Genomic DNA, 21,144 nt, shown 5'->3' with positions numbered 1-21,144 from the left:
GGTGGGGAAAAGCTAACCGCCCTGCACCACCGGCTTGCCCGTCAGTTCCACGCCCGCATCCCGCAGCTCCTCCACCGTCCGGTCCGTCGTCTCCCGCGCCACCCCGGCCGTCAGATCGAGCAGCACCCGCGTCGCGAAACCCTCGCGCCGCGCGTCCAGGGCCGTCGCCCGGACGCAGTAGTCCGTCGCGATGCCCACCACGTCCACGTCCGACACGCCGCGCTCGCGCAGCCAGTCCGCCAGCTTGATGCCGTTCTCGTCGGAGCCCTGGAAGGCGCTGTAGCCGGCCTCGTAGGCGCCCTTGTCGAAGACGGCCTGCACGGCGCCGGAGGTGATCGCGGGGGTCAGGTTCGGGTGGAAGCCGCTGCCCTCCGTGCCGGCCACGCAGTGGCGCGGCCAGGAGCGCTCGTAGTCCGGGTGGTCGGAGAAGTGCTCGCCGGGGTCTATGTGCATGTCGCGCGAGGCCACGACGTGCGCGTATCCGGCGGGCGCCTCGGCGACCAGGTCGGTTATGGCCGCCGCCACGTCGGCGCCGCCGGCCACCGCGAGGCTGCCGCCCTCGCAGAAGTCGTTCTGCACGTCGACGATGATCAGTGCACGGTTCATGGTGCAGATCCTTTGTGAGGGGGCCTCGGCCGAGGTGCGGATCAACGGATCGACTGCAGATCGACTGCAGATCAGCGGATCAACTGCGGATCAGCCCTTATGTGACCGAGGGTAGTGACTGCGGGGTTGTCGCGGGAGTGTGCCCTCGGGCGAACCCGTCGGGCGAACCCCTCAGACGAACTCGGTGGGCAGCACGGGCTCCCCCCGCGAGAGCTGGGTCGCGGACATCGGCAGCGCCGCGCGCGCCGCCACGTGCCGGTCACGCGCCGCGTCCAGGGGCTCACGGGCGATCACCTCACCCGCCCGGACCAGCTCCACCAGCAGCTGCCGGCCGGCCAGCTCCGCCGGCACCTCGCCGGTGCCCACGACCTCGGCCTCGGCCACCCCGGCCGCGTCCGGGCGGCGCGCGGCCCACTTGCGGCCGCCGATGGACATCTTGCCGCCCATCGACTTCTTGGCCACCGCGCGCAGGGGCGCGTCCGGGCCGGGGCCGTCCGCGCGGGCCACCAGCTTGTAGACCATCGAGCAGGTCGGGTGCCCGCTGCCGGTGACCAGCTGGGTGCCCACGCCGTAGGCGTCCACGGGCGCGGCGGCCAGCGACGCGATGGCGTACTCGTCCAGGTCGCTGGTGACGACGATCCTGGTGTTGCGGGCGCCCAGGTCGTCGAGCTGCTGCCGCACCCGGTGGGCCAGCAGGAGCAGGTCGCCGGAGTCGATGCGTACCGCGCCCAGGCCGGGTCCGGCGACCTCGACGGCCAGCTTCACGGCCTCGTGCACGTCGTAGGTGTCGACGAGCAGCGTCGTGCCCTCGCCCAGCGAGTCCACCTGCGCCGTGAAGGCGTCGCGCTCGCTGTCGTGCAGAAGGGTGAAGGCATGCGCACTGGTGCCGACCGTCGGGATGTTGTAGCGGAACCCTGCGGCCAGGTCGGAGGTGGAGCTGAAGCCGCCCACGTAGGCGGCGCGGGCGGCGGCGACGGCGGACAGCTCGTGGGTGCGGCGGGCGCCCATCTCGATCAGCGGCCGCTCGCCCGCGGCGACCGCCATCCGGGAGGCCGCGGCCGCGACGGCCGAGTCGTGGTTGAGGATCGAGAGGATCACGGTCTCCAGCAGCACCGCCTCGGCGAAGGTGCCCTCGACCCGCATGATCGGCGAACCGGGGAAGTACACCTCGCCCTCGGGGTAGCCCCAGATGTCGCCGCGGAAGCGGTAGTCGGCCAGCCAGGCGAGCGTGGGCTCGTCCACGATCCGGCGGTCGGCGAGGAAGTCCAGCACGCCGCTGTCGAAGCGGAAGTTCTCCACGGCGTCCAGGACGCGGCCGGTGCCCCCCACGACGCCGTAGCGGCGGCCGTCGGGCAGCCGGCGGGTGAAGACCTCGAAGACCGAGCGGCGGTGTGCGGTGCCGGACCGCAGTGCACCCTGCAGCATCGTGAGTTCGTACCGGTCGGTGAAGAGGGCCGTCGACGGCACCGTCACCGGCAGCCCCAGGTCCGCAGTGTTCATGCTGGCGATGCTACCCCGATTACTCGTCAGAGTGACGATTTCTGTGGGTGGGCATCGCCCGTATGTGCGGGAATCCGTTTGTGCGGGACCCGTTTGTGCGTTGCGCACCTTCGAGTGGCAGCATGGGAACCGTGAGTGTTGCACCGGTCGAGATCGAACGGCCCGAAACGGGCGAGTCGCCCTTCGCAGTGGCCGAACCCGACGTGCCATGGGTGACCCTGGTCCACAACGACCCCGTCAACCTCATGAGTTATGTGACGTATGTGTTCCAGGCCTACTTCGGCTACCCCAAGGACAAGGCGCACCGGCTGATGCTCGACGTCCACAACAAGGGCCGCGCGGCGGTCTCCAGCGGCAGCCGCGAGGAGATGGAGCGCGACGTGCAGGCGATGCACGGGTACGGGCTCTGGGCGACCCTCTCGCAGGACCGTTGATGGCCGGGCACTTCGAGCCGCTGCCGGGCGGCGGGGCCGCCGTGGCCCTGGACGAGGTCGAGGTCTCCATCCTGCGCAGCCTGGCCGTCCAGCTGCTCGAGCTGATCGGGCCGGGGGAGACGGAGGGGCCGGAAGCCGCGGACCCGCTGGCCCGGCTGTTCGCCGACGGCCCCAGCGAGCCGCCCGCCGACCCGGCCCTGGCCCGGCTCTTCCCGGAGGCGTACGGCACCCCCGGCGCCGAGCAGGACTCCGAGGAGCGCGCCCACGCGGCCGAATTCCGCCGCTACACCGAGAACGACCTTCGCGAGCGCAAGCGCCAGGACGCCCTGGGTGTCGTCCGCTCGCTGGACTCGCTGACCGTGGCCGGGGACCGCGCCGCCGTGCTGCGGCTGTCGCCCGACGACTGCCGGCAGTGGCTGGGCGCCCTGAACGACCTCCGGCTGACCATCGGCACCCGGCTGGAGATCGCCGAGGACGACGACGGCGACGCCCTCTTCCGGCTGCCGGACGACGACCCGCGCAAGCCCATGGTGATGGCCTACCTCTGGCTGGGCGGGCTGCAGGAGACGCTGGTGGAGGCCCTGATGGCCGGATTCTGACCGTCGATGGCGGGCCATTCCTCCGCAATGCGGACGCCAGACGGGCGGTGTTCGCTCATCGAACGCTCAAATCCGGATAACGATCGAATCACTATAACGGCGGCTATTAGCCGCCGTTATTGCTTTTGTCCGTATTTATTTGTGGCGTGCGCCATAGTCGGCCAGATGATCTCCTTGTCACACGTGATAAATCTTGCCGACCTGCCTCCGTGACGCCACCCCTGTCACGGCGGGAGCGCTGAGCCGACCGACCGTCGGCACTTGCAGGACTCCATCCGGGGGGATCGGAACCCGATCCGGAGTAACCGGATCGGTATGGAGAAAGGCGCACCACCATGACCTCTGAGCAGGTCGCGGAACGCACCGCCGGCAAGGCCGAGGTGCGGGACGAAGCAGGAAGCGGCAAGGAAGCTTCCGAGGGTTACCAGCGGGGGCTGGGCAACCGGCAGATTCAGATGATCGCCATTGGTGGCGCCATCGGCACCGGTCTGTTTCTCGGCGCGGGCAAGGCCATTTCCAAGGCCGGCCCCAGCCTGATCCTGGGCTATGCAATCGCGGGCCTGGTCATCTTCTTCATCATGCGGGCGCTCGGCGAGCTGCTCATGTACCGGCCGGTGTCGGGCTCCTTCTCGGAGTACGCACGGGAATTCCTCGGTCCCTTCTGGGGCTATGTGACCGGATGGACGTACTGGCTCTTCTGGGTCGTCACCGGCATGACCGAGGTCACCGCCGCGGCCACCTATGTCCAGTACTGGGACAAGTCGATTCCCCAGTGGGTGTCGGCGCTCGGCTTCACCGTCGTCCTCTACTTCGCCAACCTGATCTCGGTGAAGCTCTTCGGTGAGCTGGAGTTCTGGTTCTCGATGGTCAAGGTCACGGCGATCATGGGCATGATCCTGATCGGCGTCGGCGTGATCACCTTCGGCTTCTCCAGCGCCGGTGACACCGCTTCCTTCAGCCTGCTCTGGTCGGACGGCGGCTTCTTCCCCAAGGGCATCGGCGGCACGCTGTCGACCCTGCACCTGGTGATGTTCGCCTTCATGGCCGTCGAGCTCGTCGGCGTCACCGCGGGCGAGGCCAAGGACCCGAAGAAGACCCTGCCCCAGGCCATCAACACCGTGCCGTGGCGGATCGCCCTCTTCTACCTCGGTGGACTCATCATCATCCTGTCCGTGGTCAGCTGGACCGCCTTCAAGCCGGGCGTCAGCCCGTTCGTCGAGGCATTCCAGAAGATCGGCCTCCCGGCGGGTGCCGGGATCGTCAACTTCGTGGTGCTCACCGCGGCGCTGTCGTCCTGCAACTCCGGCATGTACTCCACCGGCCGCATGCTGCGCGACCTCTCCCTCAACGGCCAGGGCCCGAAGTTCTTCGGCGTTCTGACCAAGAAGGGCCTGCCGCTGCGCGGCACCACCATCTCCGCCGCGCTGATGCTCGTCGGTGTGTGGATCAACTACCAGTGGCCGGGCGACGCGTTCAACTACGTCGTCTCCTTCGCCACCATCTCCGGTCTGTGGGCCTGGATCATGATCCTCGCGTCCCACCTCCGCTACCGGCGCCTGGCCGACCGCGGCGTGGTGCCGCAGTCGCCCTTCAAGGCCCCGGGCGCGCCCTGGACGAGCATCTTCTCCCTCGCCTTCATCGGCATGGTGATCGTGCTCATGGGCCTCGACAAGGACGCACGCATCTGCCTGTACTTCGCGCCCGGCTGGGCCGCGGTCATGGTGGTGTCCTACTTCGTGCTCAAGAAGCGCAACCCGCAGGCGTTCGCCCGCAAGGAGCACGCCGTGGCGGCCGCGGAGTAGAACCGCCGAGCAGAGCGGAGTAAATCTGCAACCGGTGTTGTGAACGGAGTTTCAACACTGCGTTTCGGCCAACGGGCCCGCACGTACCACCCTCGGTATGTGCGGGCCCGCTGCTTATGCTGAGGCGCATGCTGACCATCACACAGGCGCTGTACGACCGGATCGTCGAGCACGCCCGCGCCGACCACCCCGACGAGGCGTGCGGCGTCGTTGCGGGCCCGGCCGGCAGTGACCGCCCCGAGCGGTTCATCCCGATGCTCAACGCCGCCCGCTCGCCCACGTTCTACGAGTTCGACTCCACGGACCTGCTCAAGCTCTACCGCGAGATGGACGACCGCGACGAGGAGCCCGTGATCGTCTACCACTCGCACACCGCGACCGAGGCGTACCCGTCCCGCACGGACATCTCCTACGCCAACGAGCCGGCCGCCCACTACGTCCTGGTCTCCACCGCCGACACCGACGGCTCGGGCCCGTTCCAGTTCCGCTCGTTCCGCATCGCCGACGGCGAGGTGACCGAGGAAGAGGTCGCCGTGGTCGAGGCGTACGCGTCCTGAGATCCGTCCTGAGATCCGTCCGGGCAGCCGCCCGGGATCCGTCCTGAGATCGTTCCGTCCGCATACCGGGACGAACTTCCGAGGGCTGCACAGGGAATCGATACGATGCGCCCACGGTTGTCCCGCAGGAACCTCCCCGCACTCCGACTGGAGCCCATTCCATGGCCATCGAGGTCCGCATTCCGACCATCCTCCGCACCTACACCGACGGCGAGAAGGCCGTCGAGGGCAGCGGAGCCACGATCGACGAGCTGTTCAAGGACCTCGAGACCCGGCACGCGGGCATCCGTGAGCGCCTCGTCGACGAGTCCGGCGACCTGCGCCGCTTCGTCAACGTCTACCTCAACGACGAGGACGTCCGCTTCCTGAGCGGCATCGCCACCGAGCTGGCCGACGGCGACAGCGTGACCATCCTCCCGGCCGTCGCCGGCGGAATGATCTGATCGGGGCGCTCATGCGCTACGAGAGCCCCCTGGCCGCGGTGGGCAACACCCCGCTGGTGCGCCTGCCGCGTCTGTCCCCGTCCGAGTCCGTGCGGATCTGGGCCAAGCTGGAGGACCGCAACCCCACCGGCTCGGTCAAGGACCGTCCCGCCCTGCACATGATCGAGCAGGCGGAGAAGGCCGGGCGGCTGACGCCCGGTTGCACCATCCTCGAACCCACCTCCGGCAACACCGGTATCTCCCTCGCCATGGCCGCCCGGCTCAAGGGCTACCGCATGGTGTGCGTCATGCCGGAGAACACCAGCCGGGAGCGGCGCGAGCTGCTCGCCATGTGGGGCGCCGAGATCATCCCCTCACCGGCCGCGGGCGGTTCCAACACGGCCGTGCGGGTCGCCAAGGAGCTGGCGGAGCAGCACCCCGACTGGGTGATGCTCTATCAGTACGGCAACCCCGACAACGCCGGGGCGCACTACGCCACCACCGGCCCCGAGATCCTCGCGGACCTCCCGGAGATCACCCACTTCGTCGCGGGCCTCGGCACCACCGGCACCCTGATGGGCGTCGGCCGCTATCTGCGCGAGCACCGGCCCGGCGTCGAGATCGTCGCCGCCGAGCCCCGCTACGACGACGTCGTCTACGGCCTGCGCAACCTCGACGAGGGCTTCGTGCCCGAGCTGTACGACGCCTCGGTCCTCACCACCCGCTACTCCGTCGGCAGCGAGGACGCGGTCCGCCGCACCCGCGAACTCCTCGCCGAGGAGGGCATCTTCGCGGGCGTCTCCACGGGCGCCGTGCTGCACGCCGCACTCGGCGTCGCCCGCAAGGCCGTTCGGGCCGGGAAGAGCGCCGACATCGCCTTCATCGTCGCCGACGGCGGCTGGAAGTACCTCTCCACCGGCGTCTACACGGCCGCCACCACGGAAGAGGCGGTCGAGGCACTCCACGGGCAGCTCTGGGCCTAGGAGGTGTCCGAGGACACGACTGCGCGTCGGTCCGCGCCGGTCCGTAAAAAACAGAACTGTGCACGGGTGAACTGCTACTACCGATGTTGGCAGGCGGCTGACATCATCACGTAGGAGACGCACATGAACTGTCCCGCATGTGGATCTTCGGACATGAGGCAACTCAACAATGGAAACTGGCAGTGCGGAAACTGCGGCGCAGTCACGGCTGGACCGGGCAGCGTGGGATGCGCTCGCCCCTGAGACGCGTGAGCGGGCGGCGGCCTTCATGTCGCCGGAGATGTTCACGGTGACGGCAGGCAGCAAGGAGTCGGCCGAGCGCTTCCAGCGCTTCATGGAGACGCTGGACCGCGCCGAGCGGCACCGGCCGCTGTAGCGCGCGCCGCCCGCGCGGTGCGGTCCGGCCGGCCGCTCGCGCCCTGCCCGCGCCCCGTCCACTGCCTCGTCCGCCGGTCCCGACCGCGCTCCACCCCGGGCGCGGGCCGGGGCCTTTGTGCTTCCCGGCGCCGGCGGCGGGCCGCCCCCAGGTCCGTCCTGGTGATTCCGCCCACACGCCACCCTCCCGGAGGAGCCCGCGCCCGTTTCTCGTCTTACCCTCGACTGCACCGCATGGCCCCCCGTCACCGGCCCACGGAGGTTCAGGCCCGCATGAAGCTCACCGTCGTCGGATGCTCGGGTTCGTTCCCGTCCACGGAATCGGCCTGCTCGAGCTATCTGGTGGAGGCCGACGGCTTTCGGATCCTCCTCGACATGGGCAACGGCGCCCTCGGCGAGCTGCAGCGCCACACCGGTCTCTACGACCTCGACGCCGTGCTCCTGTCGCACCTGCATCCGGACCACTACATCGACATGTGCGGTTACTTCGTCGCCCGCTACTACCGTCACGACGGCGGCCGGGCCGGTGCGATCCCCGTCTACGGGCCGGAGGGCACCGAGCAGCGGCTGGTGACGGCGTACGGCGACGTGCCCGACGAGGCGTCCATGAGCGAGGTGTTCGACTTCCGGACGCTGACGCCGGGCGCCTTCACCCTGGGCCCCCTGACGATCCGTGCGGAGCGGGTGCGCCACCCCGTGGAGGCGTACGCCTTCCGTATCGAGCACGACGGCTCGTCACTGGTGTACTCGGGCGACACGGGCCCGTGCGAGGCGCTGCACAAGCTGGCGGAGGGAGCGGATCTGCTGCTGTGCGAGGCGTCCTTCACCTACGGCAAGGAGGACATCCCGGACCTGCACCTCAACGGCCTGGAGGCGGGCGAGGCGGCGGCCCGCGGGGGAGTGGGCCGGCTGGTGCTCACGCACATCCCGCCGTGGACGGACCCGCTCACCAATCTGCGGGACGCGCGCTCGGTGTACGACGGGCCGGCGGAACTGGCCCACGCGGGCGCGACGTACGAGGTGTGACACGTGGAAGCCCCCGGAACACCTGACGGTTCCGGGGGCTTCCACGTCGTTCACACGAGCGGCGTCACTTGCCGGTGTCCTGCAGCGCCTCCTCGGGCTCGCGGCCCGGGGTGGGGATGTTGAACTTCGTGATCGCGAAGCGGAAGACCACGTAGTACAGGGCGCCGAAGCACAGGCCCACCAGGGCCAGCAGCCAAGGCTTGGTGGCGATGCCCAGGTTGAGCACGAAGTCGATGGCGCCGGCGGAGAAGCCGAAGCCGTCCTTCATGCCGAGTGCCCAGGTCAGGGCCAACGAGACACCGGTGAGGACCGCGTGGATCGCGTACAGCACCGGGGCGACGAACATGAAGGTGAACTCGATCGGCTCGGTCACACCGGTGACGAACGCCGTGAGCGCGAGGGAGGCCATCATGCCCCCGACGACCTTGCGGTTCTCCGGACGGGCGCAGTGGACGATGGCCAGGCAGGCGGCGGGGAGCGCGAACATCATGATCGGGAAGAAGCCGGTCATGAACTGCCCGGCGTTGGGGTCGCCCGCGAGGAAGCGGGCGATGTCGCCGTGCTTGCCGTTGAAGTCGCCCGCCTGCAGCCACGGGAAGGAGTTGAGCAGGTGGTGCATGCCGACCGGGATCAGCGCGCGGTTGGCGACACCGAAGATGCCCGCGCCCACGGCGCCGGAGCCCACCAGCCACTCGCCGAAGTTGTGCAGACCCGCGCCGAGGACCGGCCAGATGAGGCCGAAGAGGATGCCGATGAGCAGACCCGCGAAGGCGGAGAGGATCGGGACGAGGCGGCGCCCGCCGAAGAAGCCCAGCCAGTCGGGGAGCTTCTTGCGGCTGTAGCGCTGGTAGAGCAGGGCCACGACCAGACCTATGACGACACCGCCGAGGACACCGGCGTTGACCGGAGCTTCCTTCATGACGATCTTGCCATCGACGACGGAGGCGACCTTCGGCAGGTTGCTGTCGGTGAAGGTGGCGAGCACCTCCTTGAACACCAGGTAGCCGGTGACGGCGGCCAGGGCGGTGGAGCCGTCCGACTTCTTGGCGAAGCCGATCGCCACACCAACGGCGAAGAGGAGGGCCATGTTGCCCAGCAGCGCGTTGCCGCCCGCTGCCATATAGCCGGCGATCTTGGTGATGAACTCGGGGAACGAGTCGCGGCCGAGCATGTCGTTGTTGCCCAGGCGCACCAGCAGCGCTGCGGCAGGCAGCACGGCCACCGGCAGCATCAGGCTGCGGCCGATACGCTGGGCGATCGCCATGGCACCGGAGCCGAACTTCTTCTTCTCCGGTGCCGCTTTGTCCGCCTTCTCGGCCTTTTGAGCCTTCGCAGGCTTCTCAGGCGCCGCCTTTGCCGCCTTTGCTGCCGTACTCATCGGATTCCTCCAGGTGAGGCGGGCGCTCGGGGGAAGGGGGACGGCCCGCATTATGGTCTACACCACTCAGTGGTTTAGACCTGTTGTAGCACGTGAGTCGGGCATAAAGGAATCCGCAGTTCCTGGTGGCCTGGGCCACATGCGTAAAGGCGGCGTGAGGTACCTGCACTGTGTCACGCCGCCCTCACGGGACGTTGGTCCGGCCCCCTGTTCCACCCCCGGTCCGGCCCCCGTTCCGCCCGTACCCGGGCCGGGCTACTTGATGTTCTCCTTCTCGATCTCCTCCGCCAGCTCCTCCGGTTCACGTCCGGGTGTCGGGAGATCGAACATGGTGATCGCCAGCCGGAAGACCACGTAATAGACGGCCGCGAAACACAGCCCGATGGGGATGATCAGCCACGGCTTCGTCGCCAGCCCCCAGTTGATGACGTAGTCGATCAGCCCCGCGGAGAAGCTGAAGCCGTCGTGCACCCCCAGCCCCCAGGTGATCGCCATCGAGACGCCCGTCAGCAGCGCGTGCACCGCGTACAGCAGCGGCGCGATGAAGAGGAACGAGTACTCGATCGGCTCGGTGATGCCCGTGACCAGCGAGGTCAGGCCCACCGACAGCATCATTCCGCCGACGACCTTGCGGCGGTGCGGCTTGGCGCAGTGCGCGATCGCCAGCGCGGCCGCCGGCAGCGCGAACATCATGATCGGGAAGAAGCCCGAGGTGAACTGCCCCGCCGTGGGGTCGCCCGCCAGGAAGCGGTTGATGTCGCCGTGCACCACCGTGCCGTCCGGCTTGGTGTACGCACCGAACTGGAACCAGACGAAGACGTTCAGGAACTGATGCAGGCCGATCACCAGCAGGGCGCGGTTGGCCACGCCGAAGACGCCCGCCCCGGCCGCGCTCAGATCCACCAGCAGCTTGCTGAAGCTCGTCAGCCCCCGGCCCACCGGCGGCCAGATCCACAGGCACAGCGCCGCGAAGACGATCGCCACGAACGCCATGATGATCGGCACCAGGCGGCGGCCGTTGAAGAAGCCCAGCCAGTCCACCAGCCGCACCCGGTGGAAACGCTGCCAGAACCAGGCCGCCAGCAGACCCATCACGATGCCGCCGAAGACGCCGGGGTTCTGGTACGCGGCCGCGGCCGGCGTCCCCGCCGCGGTGACGCAGACGCCGCTCAGCAGCCCCAGCGCCGTGTGCTTCGCGCCCACCGGGCAGGGCTCGGGGAACTGGTGCAGCACCGCGTAGTAGACGAGGAAGCCCGCCACCGCCGCGAGCGCCGTGGAGCCGTCCGACTTCTTCGCCATGCCGATCGCCACACCCACCGCGAACAGCAGCGGCAGCCCCAGCGAGGAGTCCAGCAGCGCCCCGCCCGCACCGGCCATCACCTTGGCCACGTCCGTCCAGCCCAGGCCGTCCTTGCCGAACACGTCCGGCTGCCCCAGCCGGTTGAGGATGCCCGCCGCCGGCAGCACCGCGATGGGCAGCTGGAGGCTGCGCCCCATCTTCTGGAGGCCCTGGAAGAGTCCCTGCAGCGGCTTCTTCTTCCGCGGGGCCGCCGCGGCGATCGAACTCATCGTGTCCTCCCGGCTGCTGGCATACTGGTGTAGACCATTTGCGGTACGGGTTCAGGCCCCCGGAGCGCGGTGTGCCGGGTGGTCGCCATCCTTCGTCAGGTGGCGGACAAAAGCCCGCATAGTTGGTCTGAACGTGGAATACCGTGTGAAAGCCGGTCGGCGACACCGCCGAAGGGCTGAGACAACCAGGAGTGCACATGGCCAGCAAGGCTGAGAAGATCGTCGCCGGCCTCGGCGGGATCGACAACATCGAGGAGATCGAGGGCTGCATCACCCGCCTCCGCACCGAGGTCGCCGACGCCTCGCTCGTCGACGAGGCCGCCCTGAAGGCCGCCGGCGCCCACGGCGTCGTGAAGATGGGCACCGCCATCCAGGTCGTCATCGGCACCGACGCGGACCCGATCGCCGCCGAGATCGAGGACATGCTGTGAGCTGAGCCACGGCTCCGCAGAACGGGCCCCGTACCGGTCGGCACCACAACCGGAACGGGGCCCTCTGTCATCCCTATAGGCTCATGGGCATGTCTCGCATCGACGGCCGCACCCCCGACCAGCTCCGACCCGTGACGATCCAGCGCGGCTGGAGCAAGCACGCCGAGGGCTCCGTACTCATCTCCTTCGGCGACACCAAGGTCTTCTGCACCGCCAGCGTCACCGAGGGCGTGCCCCGCTGGCGCAAGGGCACCGGCGAAGGCTGGGTCACCGCCGAGTACTCGATGCTGCCCCGCGCCACCAACACCCGCGGCGACCGCGAGTCCGTACGCGGCAAGATCGGCGGCCGCACCCACGAGATCTCCCGCCTCATCGGCCGCTCCCTGCGCGCCGTCATCGACTACAAGGCCCTCGGCGAGAACACCATCGTCCTCGACTGCGACGTCCTCCAGGCCGACGGCGGCACCCGCACCGCGGCCATCACCGGCGCCTACGTCGCCCTCGCCGACGCCATCACCTGGGCCCAGGGCAAGAAGCTCGTCAAGCACGGCCGCAAGCCCCTGACCGGCACCGTCAGCGCCGTCAGCGTCGGCATCGTCGACGGCGTCCCCCTCCTCGACCTCTGCTACGAGGAGGACGTCCGCGCCGAGACCGACATGAACGTCGTCTGCACCGGTGACGGCCGCTTCGTCGAGGTCCAGGGCACGGCCGAGGCCCAGCCCTTCGCCCGCACGGAACTCAACAGCCTGCTCGACCTCGCCGTCGCCGGCTGCGCCTCGCTGGACGCAGCGCAGCAAGAGGCCCTCGCCCGCACCCTCTGACGCGGGCCGCCCCGGGGGCCCACCGCGGCCCCCGGGATAATCGGGAAGCATGAAGCGCCTGATCCTCGCCACCCGCAACGCCAACAAGGTCACAGAGCTGCGCGCGATCCTCGCCGCGGCGGGCCTCGACGTCGAACTCGTCGGCGCCGACGCCTACCCCGAGATCCCGGACGTCAAGGAGACCGGCGTCACCTTCGCCGAGAACGCCCTCCTCAAGGCCCACGCCCTGGCGAAGGCCACCGGCCACCCGGCCGTCGCCGACGACTCCGGCCTCTGCGTCGACGTCCTCAACGGCGCCCCCGGCATCTTCTCCGCCCGCTGGGCGGGCAAGCACGGCGACGACAAGGCCAACCTGGAGCTGCTCCTGGCCCAGCTCTCCGACATCGCCGACGAGCACCGCGGCGCCCACTTCGCCTGCGCCGCCGCACTGGCCCTGCCGGACGGCACGGAGCGCGTGGTCGAGGGCCGGCTGAGGGGCACCCTGCGGCACGAGCCGACGGGCACCGGGGGCTTCGGCTACGACCCCATCCTCCAGCCGCTGGGCGAGACCCGGACCTGCGCCGAGCTGACGCCGGCGGAGAAGAACGCGATCAGCCACCGGGGGGAGGCGTTCCGGGCGCTGGTGCCGGTGGTGCGGGAGCTTTTGGGCTGACCGTAGGCCGAAGGGGCCGGTCCGTTGAGGAACGGACCGGCCCCTTCGATTCAAAAGTCGTGCGGCCGGTGGGACTCGAACCCACATGGGATTGCTCCCAAGGGCACCTAAAACCCTCGCTTATACCGATTCAGCAACGGCCGCATGCCGCCAGCTATCGTAGCGGGCTGGCGGCACATGCGGCACCAGGGTCAGTTGGTCCTGCGTGATTGTGCTCGGCGGCCACCGCCACGGCACCACGTGTCCGTGACGGCGTGGCAGTTGGGGCAGAGTAGGCGAAGGTTCTCCCGGCGGTCGTCGCTGTAGTCCCCGTTGATGTGGTCGACCTCCAGCGTCATGGGACGGCCATTCCATGACGGACCGGTTCCGCAACTGGCGCACCGTTCCGGCACGCCGGTCTCGTGAAGTGCACGGCGGAGCAAGTACGCCCCCGTGCGGCGCTTGCCGCTGTGCTTCACCAGAACCTCCTCAGGGGACTTCCTGCGGGTCGGCCCCGGCTTGCCCCGCTGGTGGGCTTGACCGAGAAAGTGAGTGGTGGTGAGACCGTCCTCAGCTGTCCAGCGTCGCAGCAGGGCCCTCTGGCAGCCGCTGTCCCGTTGACCGAGGCGGCGCAGCGTTTCGGCAATGGAGAAGGATTCTTCGACAGCCCTCCGCAGCACATCAGGCGAGGGCCGCGCTCCGTTCTTGCGGTAAGGACGGTGGGGCAAGTGCGAGACGTCGATCCCGAAGTGGGCGAAGCGCCGATACAGATATCGGGACAGGTTGTCGTAGGGCCGAGTCCCCAGGAAGGCGATGACCTCATCCATGGTGTTGCACTGCCGGGCCGCCGCGGCGAGCCTTTCCTTCGTGTACTGATTGCCTCGATTCATCGGTGGGCCTCGCCAGCGCCGGACTCCCGGCGAGCAGCGGCTCGCCGCGCCTTTCCGCGCCCCCGATATGTGTCTGTTGTCGAGTGACAGTTGGGGCACAGCAGCCGGAGGTTCTCGATCCGATTGTTTCGCCAGTCCCCGTCGATGTGGTCGACCTCGAGCGGCAACGCGTGGCCCTGCCACACGGCCTCGATGCCGCAGAGGGCGCAACGATCGGCGACGCCGAGAGCGAGCATGGCCGCCTTGAGTCGGCAGTTCTGCTCGCGTCGGGCCTTGGGCGAGGTCTGCAAGGCGAGCAGTTCCTCGGGCGGACGCTTGCGCAGCTTGCCGCTCGATGCCGGAGCTACGAAGTGCGACGTGTCGATGCCGAGTGCTCGAACGCGGCGACTGATGTGGGTGTGCTGACCGCCCACAACCTCGACCCCGAGGTGGCGCAGTACCTCGCACATGTTGGACGACGCCGCGACTGCGGCCTCCAGGATTTCCCTGGTCCAGCGCGCCCCCTCACGCTCGAAGTGAGACGTGTCGACGCCCAGCTTCTTCATCCGTTCATGGATGTAGCGCCGCGACGAACTCTTCGGGTCCACCCCGAGTTTGCTCAACGCCTCCGACAGCGTTCGTGACGATTCCGCCGCTGCGGCGAGCCGCTCCCGCGTATACGGACTGACCGGCATGATTCCCCTCCCACCCCACAAGGGCGCCAACGGGAGGAGGGCACGGCCAACGGCCGTACCCCGTTCCCGTCCTGTCCCCTCGGGATATGACCCGGACGGTTGCGAATGCTGGGTACGGCCACCAGTGGGCAGCCTCGTACAGAGAAACGACCGCACTCCCGATCGGTTACGCCATCCGGGTCAGGAGAACCGGACACCCCCGGGAGGGAACGTACGGGCCCATTTCTCCGTCACTCAGGGCGGGGGAGGGGACGTGCCCCGTGATCGAAGACCCGCCGGGAGCGAGGAAGAGAGCCCGATGACCGACCGCGTCGTGGCCCGGTGGGCCCGTGTGCGCACTGTTGTGGCGATCTTCGCGGGTGCGGGCGTGCTGGTGCTCGGCGGAATGTGCCTGGAGAAGGCCACCGACCGGGCGAGCGTCGTGGACAGGGCGCCGAAGACCGCGGCCGCTCAGAAGGCCGTGGCCGCCGGGCGCGACTCGCAGATGGAGGTCCAGGAGTCGGCCTCCGACGAGATGCCGGGCGTACGGGACTGCGGCATCGGCGAGCCGGAGCTGGAGCCCACGTTCATCACCCTCGACTGCGCGAACTCGGGCCGGGTGGCGAGCGGGATCCGCTGGGACGACTACACGCGGGACGGCGCCGCCGGCACCGGCGTGGTGCAGGTGTCCGGGGGCGGCGGGGCGTCGGGGAAGTCCTTCCCGGCGCGGCTGCGGCTGTTCCAGCCGAAGAACGTGGACGGGCAGATGGCGTTCACGGCCCTCGAGGTGACGTACACGGGTGCCACGCCGACCGGCAAGCCGACGGAAATGTTCTCGATCGCGTGATGGGTATGGGCATCAGGGGCCGGATCGCGCTCGCGATCTCCTTCGTCACCGCGCTGGCCGTGGTGGTGCTGGGGGTGGCGGTGCATCACATCTCCGGTCTGGAGCGGGACCGGCAGGCCATGGCCTACCAGGACGAGCTGCTGAGTTCGGCGCTCCAGGTGTACCAGCGCGACGGCTCGCTGGCGCTGGGCGCGCAGCTGGACGACGCCAGGTTGCCGTCGCCGCTGGCGCGGGCCGTGGCCAAGGGCGAGTCCGGCATGTACATCAGCTCCGGCGACGACCCCCGGGTGTGGGCGGCGACGCCGGTGGGCGATGACAAGGTGTTGTCGGTCTCGGCCTCGTACCCGGCCCGTGACCCGTTGCAGACGGCGCTGGACAAGGCGCTGGTGGCGGCGGGTGCGGCGACGGTGGCGCTGATGGCGGTGGTGGCCTGGTTCGTGGCGCAGAGTCTGTCGCGGCGGCTGCGGATGAGCGCGGCGGCCGCGCGGCGGATCGCGGCGGGCGAGACGCCGGACGCGGACGCGCTGCACGGCGACGGCAAGGACGAGGTGGCCGAGCTGGGCCGCTCGGTGCATGCCATGGCGACGTCGCTGGCGGCGCGGGTGTCGGCGGAGCGGCAGTTCACCGCGGACGTGGCGCACGAGCTGCGGACGCCGGTGGCCGGGCTGGTGGCGTCGGCGGAGCTGCTGCCGCACCCGCGTGCCGTGGAGATGGTGCGGGAGCGGGCGCAGACGATGCGGGTGCTGGTCGAGGACCTGCTGGAGGTCTCCCGGCTGGACGCGGGCGTGGAGAGCGCCCAGCTGGACGGCGTGGAGCTGCCGTCGCTGGTGCAGGGCATCGTGAAGCGGGCCCGGGGTCAGCGCGGCGTGGACGACGTGGCGGTCGCGGTGATCGGCGAGGGCCGGATCGTGGCGACGGATGCCCGCCGTGTGGAGCGGATCCTGGTGAACATCCTGGCCAATGCGGCGAAGCACGGGCGCCCGCCGATCGAGGTGACGGTCGAGGGCACGCGCATCGTGATCCGGGACCACGGCGACGGCTTCCCGCCCGGCCTGGTGGACCAGGGGCCGCGCCGGTTCCGCACGGCCGCGCCGGAGCGCGGTACGGGCCACGGCCTGGGCCTGACGATCGCGGTGGGTCAGGCGGCGGTGCTGGGGGCCCGGCTGGAGTTCGGCACGGCGGAGGGCGGCGGCGCCCGCGCGGTCCTGGAGCTGCCGGAGGCCGAGGAGGCGCCGGAGGAGGACCGGCCGGTGCTGCGCGGCGCCGGGGTGCCGAACGGCGGCTGAGCAGCTGAGGTGCCGAGCGGCTGAGGGGCGGGCCGGGACCCGCCCCTGTGCGCTGGGCGGTCCTACAGCCCCAGATCCTTGATGATCTTGGCCACGTGTCCGGTCGCCTTCACGTTGTACAGCGCGCGCTCGACCTTCCCGTCCTCGTCGACGATCACGGTGGAGCGGATCACGCCGGTCACGGTCTTGCCGTACAGCTTCTTCTCGCCGAAGGCGCCGTAGGCCTCGAGCACCTTCTTCTCGGGGTCGCCGACGAGCGTCACCTTCAGCTCCTCCTTCTCCCGGAACCTGGCGAGCTTCTCCGGCTTGTCGGGCGAGACGCCGATGACGTCGTAGCCGTGCCCGGCCAGGAAGTCGAGGTTGTCGGTGAAGTCGCACGCCTGCTTGGTGCAGCCGGGGGTGAGGGCGGCGGGGTAGAAGTAGACGATGACCTTGCGCCCCTTGCGGTCCGCGAGCGAGACCTGCTTGCCGTCCGCGTCGGGCAGGGTGAAGTCGGGGGCGGTGTCGCCGGGCTGCAGTCGCACGCTCATGGCTCTCCTCGGGATGTCCTGGGTTACCTTCCCGAGGTTAGCCAGGTCACGGATCGGGGGTGCCGCGGGGCGCCGGGCCGGGGCAGCTGACAGACTGTAGTCATCACTCTTCATCATTCTTATCGACATCGACGAGACGGAGGCAGCGCCGTGGCGGAAGCCAGGACCCCTGCGCAGATCGAGGCGGACATCGCTCGCCGGCGGCAGGAGCTTGCCGTGGTGCTCGACGAGATCGGCGTGCGGATGCACCCGGCGACGATCATCGGCGACGCCAAGGCGAAGGTCGCCTCGAAGGTGGACCACACGGCGGGCCGGGCCTGCGTCGTGGCCGGCCGGGTCGTCTCCGGGATCCGCTCGCGGTTCATGACCGAGGACGGGCAGCCGCGGCTGGAGCGGATCGTTCCGGCGGCGATGCTGGCGGTGGGCGTGATCGGCCTGCTGACCTCGTCGAAGTCCGCGAAGTCCGCGAAGTCCGGCACGTCCGCGCGCGGGCGCAAGGCGTAGCCCGTGGTGACCGGTTCGGGCCGGAAGGCGGCCCTCTGGACCCCGTCCCCTGTCCGGACAGGTACGGTCGTGGCGTGAGTACGCATACCACCCACGACAAGCTGCCCATCCGGATGCTCCACGACCGTGTGCTGGTCCGGACCGACATTCCCGAGGGCGAGCGCCGCTCCAGCGGCGGCATCGTCATTCCGGCGACGGCGGCGGTGGGCCGCCGGCTGGCCTGGGCCGAGGTCGTGGCGGTCGGGCAGAGCGTGCGCACGGTGGAGCCGGGCGACCGGGTGCTGTACGACCCGGAGGACCGCGCCGAGGTCGAGGTGCGGGGGGTCGCGTACGTGCTGATGCGCGAGCGCGACCTGCACGCGGTGGCGGCGGAGCGGCTGGAGGGGTCCGAGGACTCCACGGGCCTGTACCTCTGAGCCTCCGATCCCCTGACCTGCTGTTCTTCGTTCTGTCCTTCGTTCCCTCGGGCGCTTTGCTACGGTCGTAGGCACCCGACGAGACGCGCCGTACCGGGTCAGGACAAGACGACGCACCCCCTGGAAGTCCGTTTCCCCGGAGGTGCCGTCATGGCATGGATCCTGCTCGCTGTCGCCGGTCTGCTCGAGGTCGGCTGGTCGGTCGGCATGAAGTACACCGAAGGCTTCACCCGCCTGTGGCCCAGCGTGGGCACGGTCGTGGGCATCGTGGCCAGCATGCTGCTGCTGGCGCAGGCGGCCCGGACGCTGCCGATCGGTACGGCGTACGGGGTGTGGGTCGGGATCGGTGCGGCCGGGGCGGCGGTGCTCGGTATGACGCTGCTGGGCGAGCCGGCGACGGCCGCACGGATTTTCTTCATCGGGCTGTTGCTGGTGGCGGTGGTCGGTTTGAAGGCGACGTCGGGGCACTAGGAAATGCCGGCTGGGCCCCGTACGCCGGCCGTCAGAAGTCGTACCCCAGCAGATCCCTCTGGTGCTCCGCCGGGTGCCGTTCCTTGCCCTCGTTCGGGGGGAACGGCGGGCCGAAGGTCGGCGGGCCCGGGGTCGGGAAGCCCGGCGGTGTGATCGGCGGGGGCCCCGTGGGCGGCAGGGGCGGGCCCGAGGAGGCCGGGGGCGTGCGCGGCGGGGCCGACGCGGTCGGCGGTCCGGAGGGGGACGGCGGCGCCGACGGCGTGGCCGGTTCCAGCGTGGGCGTACCGGCGCCGGTCTCCAGCTGCAGGTCGAAGTCCTTGGGCTCGGTGCCGTCCAGCGCCGCCGCGGTGTACGCGGCCCAGATCTGCGCGGGGAAGCCGCCGCCGTTGATGCGGGCCCGTCCCGTCGCCCCGTACAGCGGCTTCTGGTCGCCCGTGTCGGAGTCCTGGCCCATGACGGCGACGACGGTCGCCAGGTCGGGGGTGTAGCCGGCGAACCAGGCGGCCTTGTCCTCCTCGGCCGTGCCCGTCTTGCCGGCCGCGGGGCGGCCCGCCGCCTGGGCGGCCCGGCCGGTGCCGCTCTCCACGACGCTCTGCAGGATCGAGGTCGTCGTGTCGGCGGCCTCGCGGGAGACGACCTGCTTGGTCTCCTCGCCGTCGGGCAGCGAGATGTCCTCGGCGCCCTTGGAGATCTTCTCGACCAGGGTGTACGGGCCGTGCCGGCCGTGGTTGGCGAGGGTGGCGTAGGCCTGGGCCATGTCGAGGACGCTGGCGGTGGCGACGCCGAGCGCGATGGAGGGGGTGGCGGTGAGGTCGGGGGTCCGGGCGGGCACGCCGAGGGCCACGGCCGTGTCCTTGACCTTCGACGGGCCGACGTCCTCGGCCATCTGTGCGTAGACCGCGTTGACGGAGAGGTCGGTGGCCTTGGTGACCGTGATGCGCGGGTACGAGACGTCGTCCTCGTTGGCGGGGGCGTAGCCGACGGGGCCGCCGGGGCCCTGCACCTGCCGCTTGTTGGTGCCGTCGTAGAGCGTGTTGGGGGTGATCGTGCGGCCGTCCTGCGTCGTCGCCTCGTTGTTTACGGCGGAGGTGAAGACGAACGGCTTGAAGGTGGAGCCGACTTGGTAGTCGCGGCGGGTGGCGTTGTTGACGTACTGCTTGGTGTAGTCGATGCCGCCGTAGAGGGCGACGACCTTGCCCGTCTTGGGGTCGACGGAGGCTCCGCCTGCGCGCACGTAGCGGTCGGCCTTGTTGTCCTCGCTCAGCTCGCTCATGAGCTGTTCGCTCACCGCGCTGACGAAGGCGTCCTGCTTCTTGCGGTCGATGGTGGTGGTGATCCGGTAGCCGCCGGTGGCCAGCGTCGTCTCGTCGACGATCTTGTTGCTGGTGAGGTAGTCCTTGACGGCCTCGACGAGGTAGCCGCGCTGTCCGCCCATGCCGAGCCGGGGCTTGGCCTTGCCGGGCGCGGGGAACTGGATGGCGGCCCGGTCGGCCCGGCTCAGCCACTTCTTCTTGACCATACCGTCGAGGACGTAGTTCCAGCGGGCCAGGGCGCGCGGCTTGTTCTCGGGGTGGGCGCCGACGTCGTACAGGCTGGGCGCGTTGAGGAGGGTGGCGAGGTAGGCGCCCTCGGCGGCGTCGAGCTTGTCGCAGTCCTTGTTGTAGTACGCCTGGGCGGCGGCCTGGATGCCGTAGGCGTTGCGGCCGAAGTAGCTGGTGTTGAGGTAGCCCTCGAGGATGTCGTCCTTGCTCGACTCGCGGTCGAGCTTGATCGCGATGAAGAATTCCTTCACCTTGCGGCTGATGGTCTGCTCCTGGCCCAGGTAGTAGTTCTTGACGTACTGCTGGGTGATGGTGGAGCCGGACTGCTTGCCCTTGCCGGTGGCGGTGTTCCAGGCGGCCCGGAGCATGGCCTCGGGGTTGACCGCGGACTCGGAGTAGAAGTCGCGGTCCTCGGCGGCGAGGACGGCGTGCTGGACGTCCTTGGGGATCTTGCTGAGCGGTACGCTCTCGCGGTTCACCTCGCCGTCCCGGGCGAGCTGGGAGCCGTCGGAGTAGAGGAAGACGTTGCTCTCGGCGACGGCCATCTTGTTGGCCGCGGGGATGTTGACCAGCATGTAGCCCGCGACCAGGCCGCCCACGACGAGGAGCACGATCAGCAGGAAGCCGCCGAGGACCATGCGCCAGGTGGGCAGCAGCCTGCGCCAGCCGGTCCGCCGGGGGCGGCGCGGTCCGCCGGGGCCGCCCGGTGCGGCGCCGGCGTCCGGGGCGGCGGGCCCGTCCCCGCCGCGGGGGACCCAGCCCGGCGGTCTGCGGCTGCCCGGCGGCGGTTGGCCGGCACCGGCGGTGCGGTGCTGTGACTGCTCGTCGCTCATGTCTCCAGGGACTCCTCGGCCGCCGCCGGGGTTGTACGG

At 69.8% G+C, this 21,144-nt stretch carries 24 protein-coding genes, 1 tRNA gene and 1 riboswitch; of the genes, 16 read left to right on the top strand and 9 right to left on the bottom strand.

The window, feature by feature from the left end:
* Positions 1–12 precede the first annotated feature (12 nt).
* Positions 13–606, bottom strand: coding sequence for an isochorismatase family protein (locus AC1Z4A_RS11165; RefSeq protein ID WP_483677817.1), 594 nt, complete (start codon positions 604–606; stop codon positions 13–15).
* 171 nt (positions 607–777) lie between these two features.
* Positions 778–2,106: a nicotinate phosphoribosyltransferase gene (locus AC1Z4A_RS11160; protein ID WP_483677816.1), complete on the bottom strand. Its 1,329-nt coding sequence runs from the start codon at positions 2,104–2,106 to the stop codon at positions 778–780.
* 122 nt (positions 2,107–2,228) lie between these two features.
* Here AC1Z4A_RS11160 and clpS point away from each other — a divergent pair, with 122 nt between their 5' ends.
* The 8 genes from clpS (at position 2,229) to AC1Z4A_RS11120 (ending at position 8,304) form a co-directional block, all read left to right on the top strand.
* Positions 2,229–2,540 (top strand): ATP-dependent Clp protease adapter ClpS, encoded by a 312-nt coding sequence (gene clpS / locus AC1Z4A_RS11155; RefSeq protein WP_483677815.1) that lies wholly within the window; start codon positions 2,229–2,231, stop codon positions 2,538–2,540.
* Positions 2,540–3,139, top strand: a complete 600-nt coding sequence (locus AC1Z4A_RS11150) for a DUF2017 domain-containing protein (RefSeq protein ID WP_483677814.1) — start codon at positions 2,540–2,542, stop codon at positions 3,137–3,139. The genes clpS and AC1Z4A_RS11150 overlap by 1 nt, the downstream gene beginning before the upstream one ends.
* A 335-nt stretch (positions 3,140–3,474) precedes the next feature.
* Entirely contained in the window at positions 3,475–4,941 is a 1,467-nt protein-coding gene (locus AC1Z4A_RS11145; protein WP_483677813.1) for an amino acid permease, read from the top strand.
* A 128-nt stretch (positions 4,942–5,069) separates the two neighbouring features.
* Positions 5,070–5,498, top strand: coding sequence for a M67 family metallopeptidase (locus AC1Z4A_RS11140; protein ID WP_483677812.1), 429 nt, complete (start codon positions 5,070–5,072; stop codon positions 5,496–5,498).
* A 161-nt stretch (positions 5,499–5,659) separates the two neighbouring features.
* Positions 5,660–5,941, top strand: a complete 282-nt coding sequence (locus AC1Z4A_RS11135) for a MoaD/ThiS family protein (protein ID WP_483677810.1) — start codon at positions 5,660–5,662, stop codon at positions 5,939–5,941.
* A gap of 11 nt (positions 5,942–5,952) precedes the next feature.
* Positions 5,953–6,903: a PLP-dependent cysteine synthase family protein gene (locus AC1Z4A_RS11130; RefSeq protein WP_483677809.1), complete on the top strand. Its 951-nt coding sequence runs from the start codon at positions 5,953–5,955 to the stop codon at positions 6,901–6,903.
* A gap of 123 nt (positions 6,904–7,026) precedes the next feature.
* Entirely contained in the window at positions 7,027–7,146 is a 120-nt protein-coding gene (locus tag AC1Z4A_RS11125; protein ID WP_483677807.1) for a hypothetical protein, read from the top strand.
* Between the two features lie 405 nt (positions 7,147–7,551).
* Positions 7,552–8,304, top strand: a complete 753-nt coding sequence (locus tag AC1Z4A_RS11120) for an MBL fold metallo-hydrolase (protein WP_483677805.1) — start codon at positions 7,552–7,554, stop codon at positions 8,302–8,304.
* Positions 8,305–8,368: 64 nt separating this feature from the next.
* Here the strand turns inward: AC1Z4A_RS11120 and AC1Z4A_RS11115 are convergent, their stop codons facing one another.
* Together AC1Z4A_RS11115 and AC1Z4A_RS11110 are read right to left on the bottom strand one after the other, a co-directional pair.
* The gene (locus tag AC1Z4A_RS11115) at positions 8,369–9,568 is read right to left on the bottom strand and encodes a PTS transporter subunit EIIC (RefSeq protein ID WP_483683564.1); all 1,200 of its coding nucleotides are present in this window, start codon (positions 9,566–9,568) and stop codon (positions 8,369–8,371) included.
* A gap of 369 nt (positions 9,569–9,937) precedes the next feature.
* The gene (locus AC1Z4A_RS11110; protein ID WP_483677802.1) at positions 9,938–11,251 is read right to left on the bottom strand and encodes a PTS transporter subunit EIIC; all 1,314 of its coding nucleotides are present in this window, start codon (positions 11,249–11,251) and stop codon (positions 9,938–9,940) included.
* A 197-nt stretch (positions 11,252–11,448) separates the two neighbouring features.
* Here AC1Z4A_RS11110 and AC1Z4A_RS11105 point away from each other — a divergent pair, with 197 nt between their 5' ends.
* From AC1Z4A_RS11105 to rdgB, 3 genes are all read left to right on the top strand, one after another.
* Positions 11,449–11,682 carry a PTS sugar transporter subunit IIB gene (locus tag AC1Z4A_RS11105; protein WP_229348836.1) on the top strand — a complete coding sequence of 78 codons (234 nt, stop codon included), beginning with the start codon at positions 11,449–11,451 and terminating at the stop codon, positions 11,680–11,682.
* A gap of 89 nt (positions 11,683–11,771) precedes the next feature.
* The gene (gene rph, locus AC1Z4A_RS11100; RefSeq protein WP_483677799.1) at positions 11,772–12,503 is read left to right on the top strand and encodes a ribonuclease PH; all 732 of its coding nucleotides are present in this window, start codon (positions 11,772–11,774) and stop codon (positions 12,501–12,503) included.
* 49 nt (positions 12,504–12,552) lie between these two features.
* Positions 12,553–13,155, top strand: coding sequence for an RdgB/HAM1 family non-canonical purine NTP pyrophosphatase (rdgB, locus tag AC1Z4A_RS11095; protein ID WP_483677798.1), 603 nt, complete (start codon positions 12,553–12,555; stop codon positions 13,153–13,155).
* 60 nt (positions 13,156–13,215) lie between these two features.
* Here the strand turns inward: rdgB and AC1Z4A_RS11090 are convergent.
* From AC1Z4A_RS11090 to AC1Z4A_RS11080, 3 genes are all read right to left on the bottom strand, one after another.
* Positions 13,216–13,299: transfer RNA gene (locus AC1Z4A_RS11090), tRNA-Leu, on the bottom strand.
* Positions 13,300–13,346: 47 nt separating this feature from the next.
* Positions 13,347–14,024, bottom strand: coding sequence for an HNH endonuclease (locus tag AC1Z4A_RS11085; RefSeq protein WP_483677796.1), 678 nt, complete (start codon positions 14,022–14,024; stop codon positions 13,347–13,349).
* On the bottom strand, positions 14,021–14,698 hold the full coding sequence (locus tag AC1Z4A_RS11080; RefSeq protein WP_483677794.1) for an HNH endonuclease signature motif containing protein: 678 nt from the start codon (positions 14,696–14,698) through the stop codon (positions 14,021–14,023). The genes AC1Z4A_RS11085 and AC1Z4A_RS11080 overlap by 4 nt, the downstream gene beginning before the upstream one ends.
* 298 nt (positions 14,699–14,996) lie before the next feature.
* On the opposite strand from AC1Z4A_RS11080, the gene AC1Z4A_RS11075 reads away from it, so the two are divergent.
* Together AC1Z4A_RS11075 and AC1Z4A_RS11070 are read left to right on the top strand one after the other, a co-directional pair.
* The gene (locus AC1Z4A_RS11075) at positions 14,997–15,524 is read left to right on the top strand and encodes a hypothetical protein (RefSeq protein WP_483677792.1); all 528 of its coding nucleotides are present in this window, start codon (positions 14,997–14,999) and stop codon (positions 15,522–15,524) included.
* A 5-nt stretch (positions 15,525–15,529) separates the two neighbouring features.
* Positions 15,530–16,810 carry a sensor histidine kinase gene (locus AC1Z4A_RS11070; RefSeq protein ID WP_483677789.1) on the top strand — a complete coding sequence of 427 codons (1,281 nt, stop codon included), beginning with the start codon at positions 15,530–15,532 and terminating at the stop codon, positions 16,808–16,810.
* Between the two features lie 62 nt (positions 16,811–16,872).
* Here the strand turns inward: AC1Z4A_RS11070 and bcp are convergent, their stop codons facing one another.
* Positions 16,873–17,340 (bottom strand): thioredoxin-dependent thiol peroxidase, encoded by a 468-nt coding sequence (gene bcp, locus AC1Z4A_RS11065; RefSeq protein ID WP_483677788.1) that lies wholly within the window; start codon positions 17,338–17,340, stop codon positions 16,873–16,875.
* Positions 17,341–17,490: 150 nt separating this feature from the next.
* Here bcp and AC1Z4A_RS11060 point away from each other — a divergent pair, with 150 nt between their 5' ends.
* From AC1Z4A_RS11060 to AC1Z4A_RS11050, 3 genes are all read left to right on the top strand, one after another.
* Complete coding sequence (locus AC1Z4A_RS11060) at positions 17,491–17,844, top strand: DUF3618 domain-containing protein (RefSeq protein ID WP_483677787.1); 354 nt, start codon at positions 17,491–17,493, stop codon at positions 17,842–17,844.
* A gap of 113 nt (positions 17,845–17,957) precedes the next feature.
* The gene (locus tag AC1Z4A_RS11055; RefSeq protein ID WP_058046871.1) at positions 17,958–18,260 is read left to right on the top strand and encodes a GroES family chaperonin; all 303 of its coding nucleotides are present in this window, start codon (positions 17,958–17,960) and stop codon (positions 18,258–18,260) included.
* Positions 18,261–18,313: 53 nt separating this feature from the next.
* Positions 18,314–18,378, top strand: a riboswitch (guanidine-III (ykkC-III) riboswitch).
* A gap of 32 nt (positions 18,379–18,410) precedes the next feature.
* Complete coding sequence (locus tag AC1Z4A_RS11050) at positions 18,411–18,731, top strand: DMT family transporter (RefSeq protein WP_483677786.1); 321 nt, start codon at positions 18,411–18,413, stop codon at positions 18,729–18,731.
* 31 nt (positions 18,732–18,762) lie between these two features.
* Here the strand turns inward: AC1Z4A_RS11050 and AC1Z4A_RS11045 are convergent, their stop codons facing one another.
* Entirely contained in the window at positions 18,763–21,105 is a 2,343-nt protein-coding gene (locus AC1Z4A_RS11045; RefSeq protein ID WP_483677785.1) for a transglycosylase domain-containing protein, read from the bottom strand.
* Between the last annotated feature and the right edge of the window lie 39 nt (positions 21,106–21,144).

This window comes from Streptomyces sp. 17_S59 (genome assembly GCF_056930295.1).
This window is presented reverse-complemented; position numbering and strand designations above follow the sequence as displayed.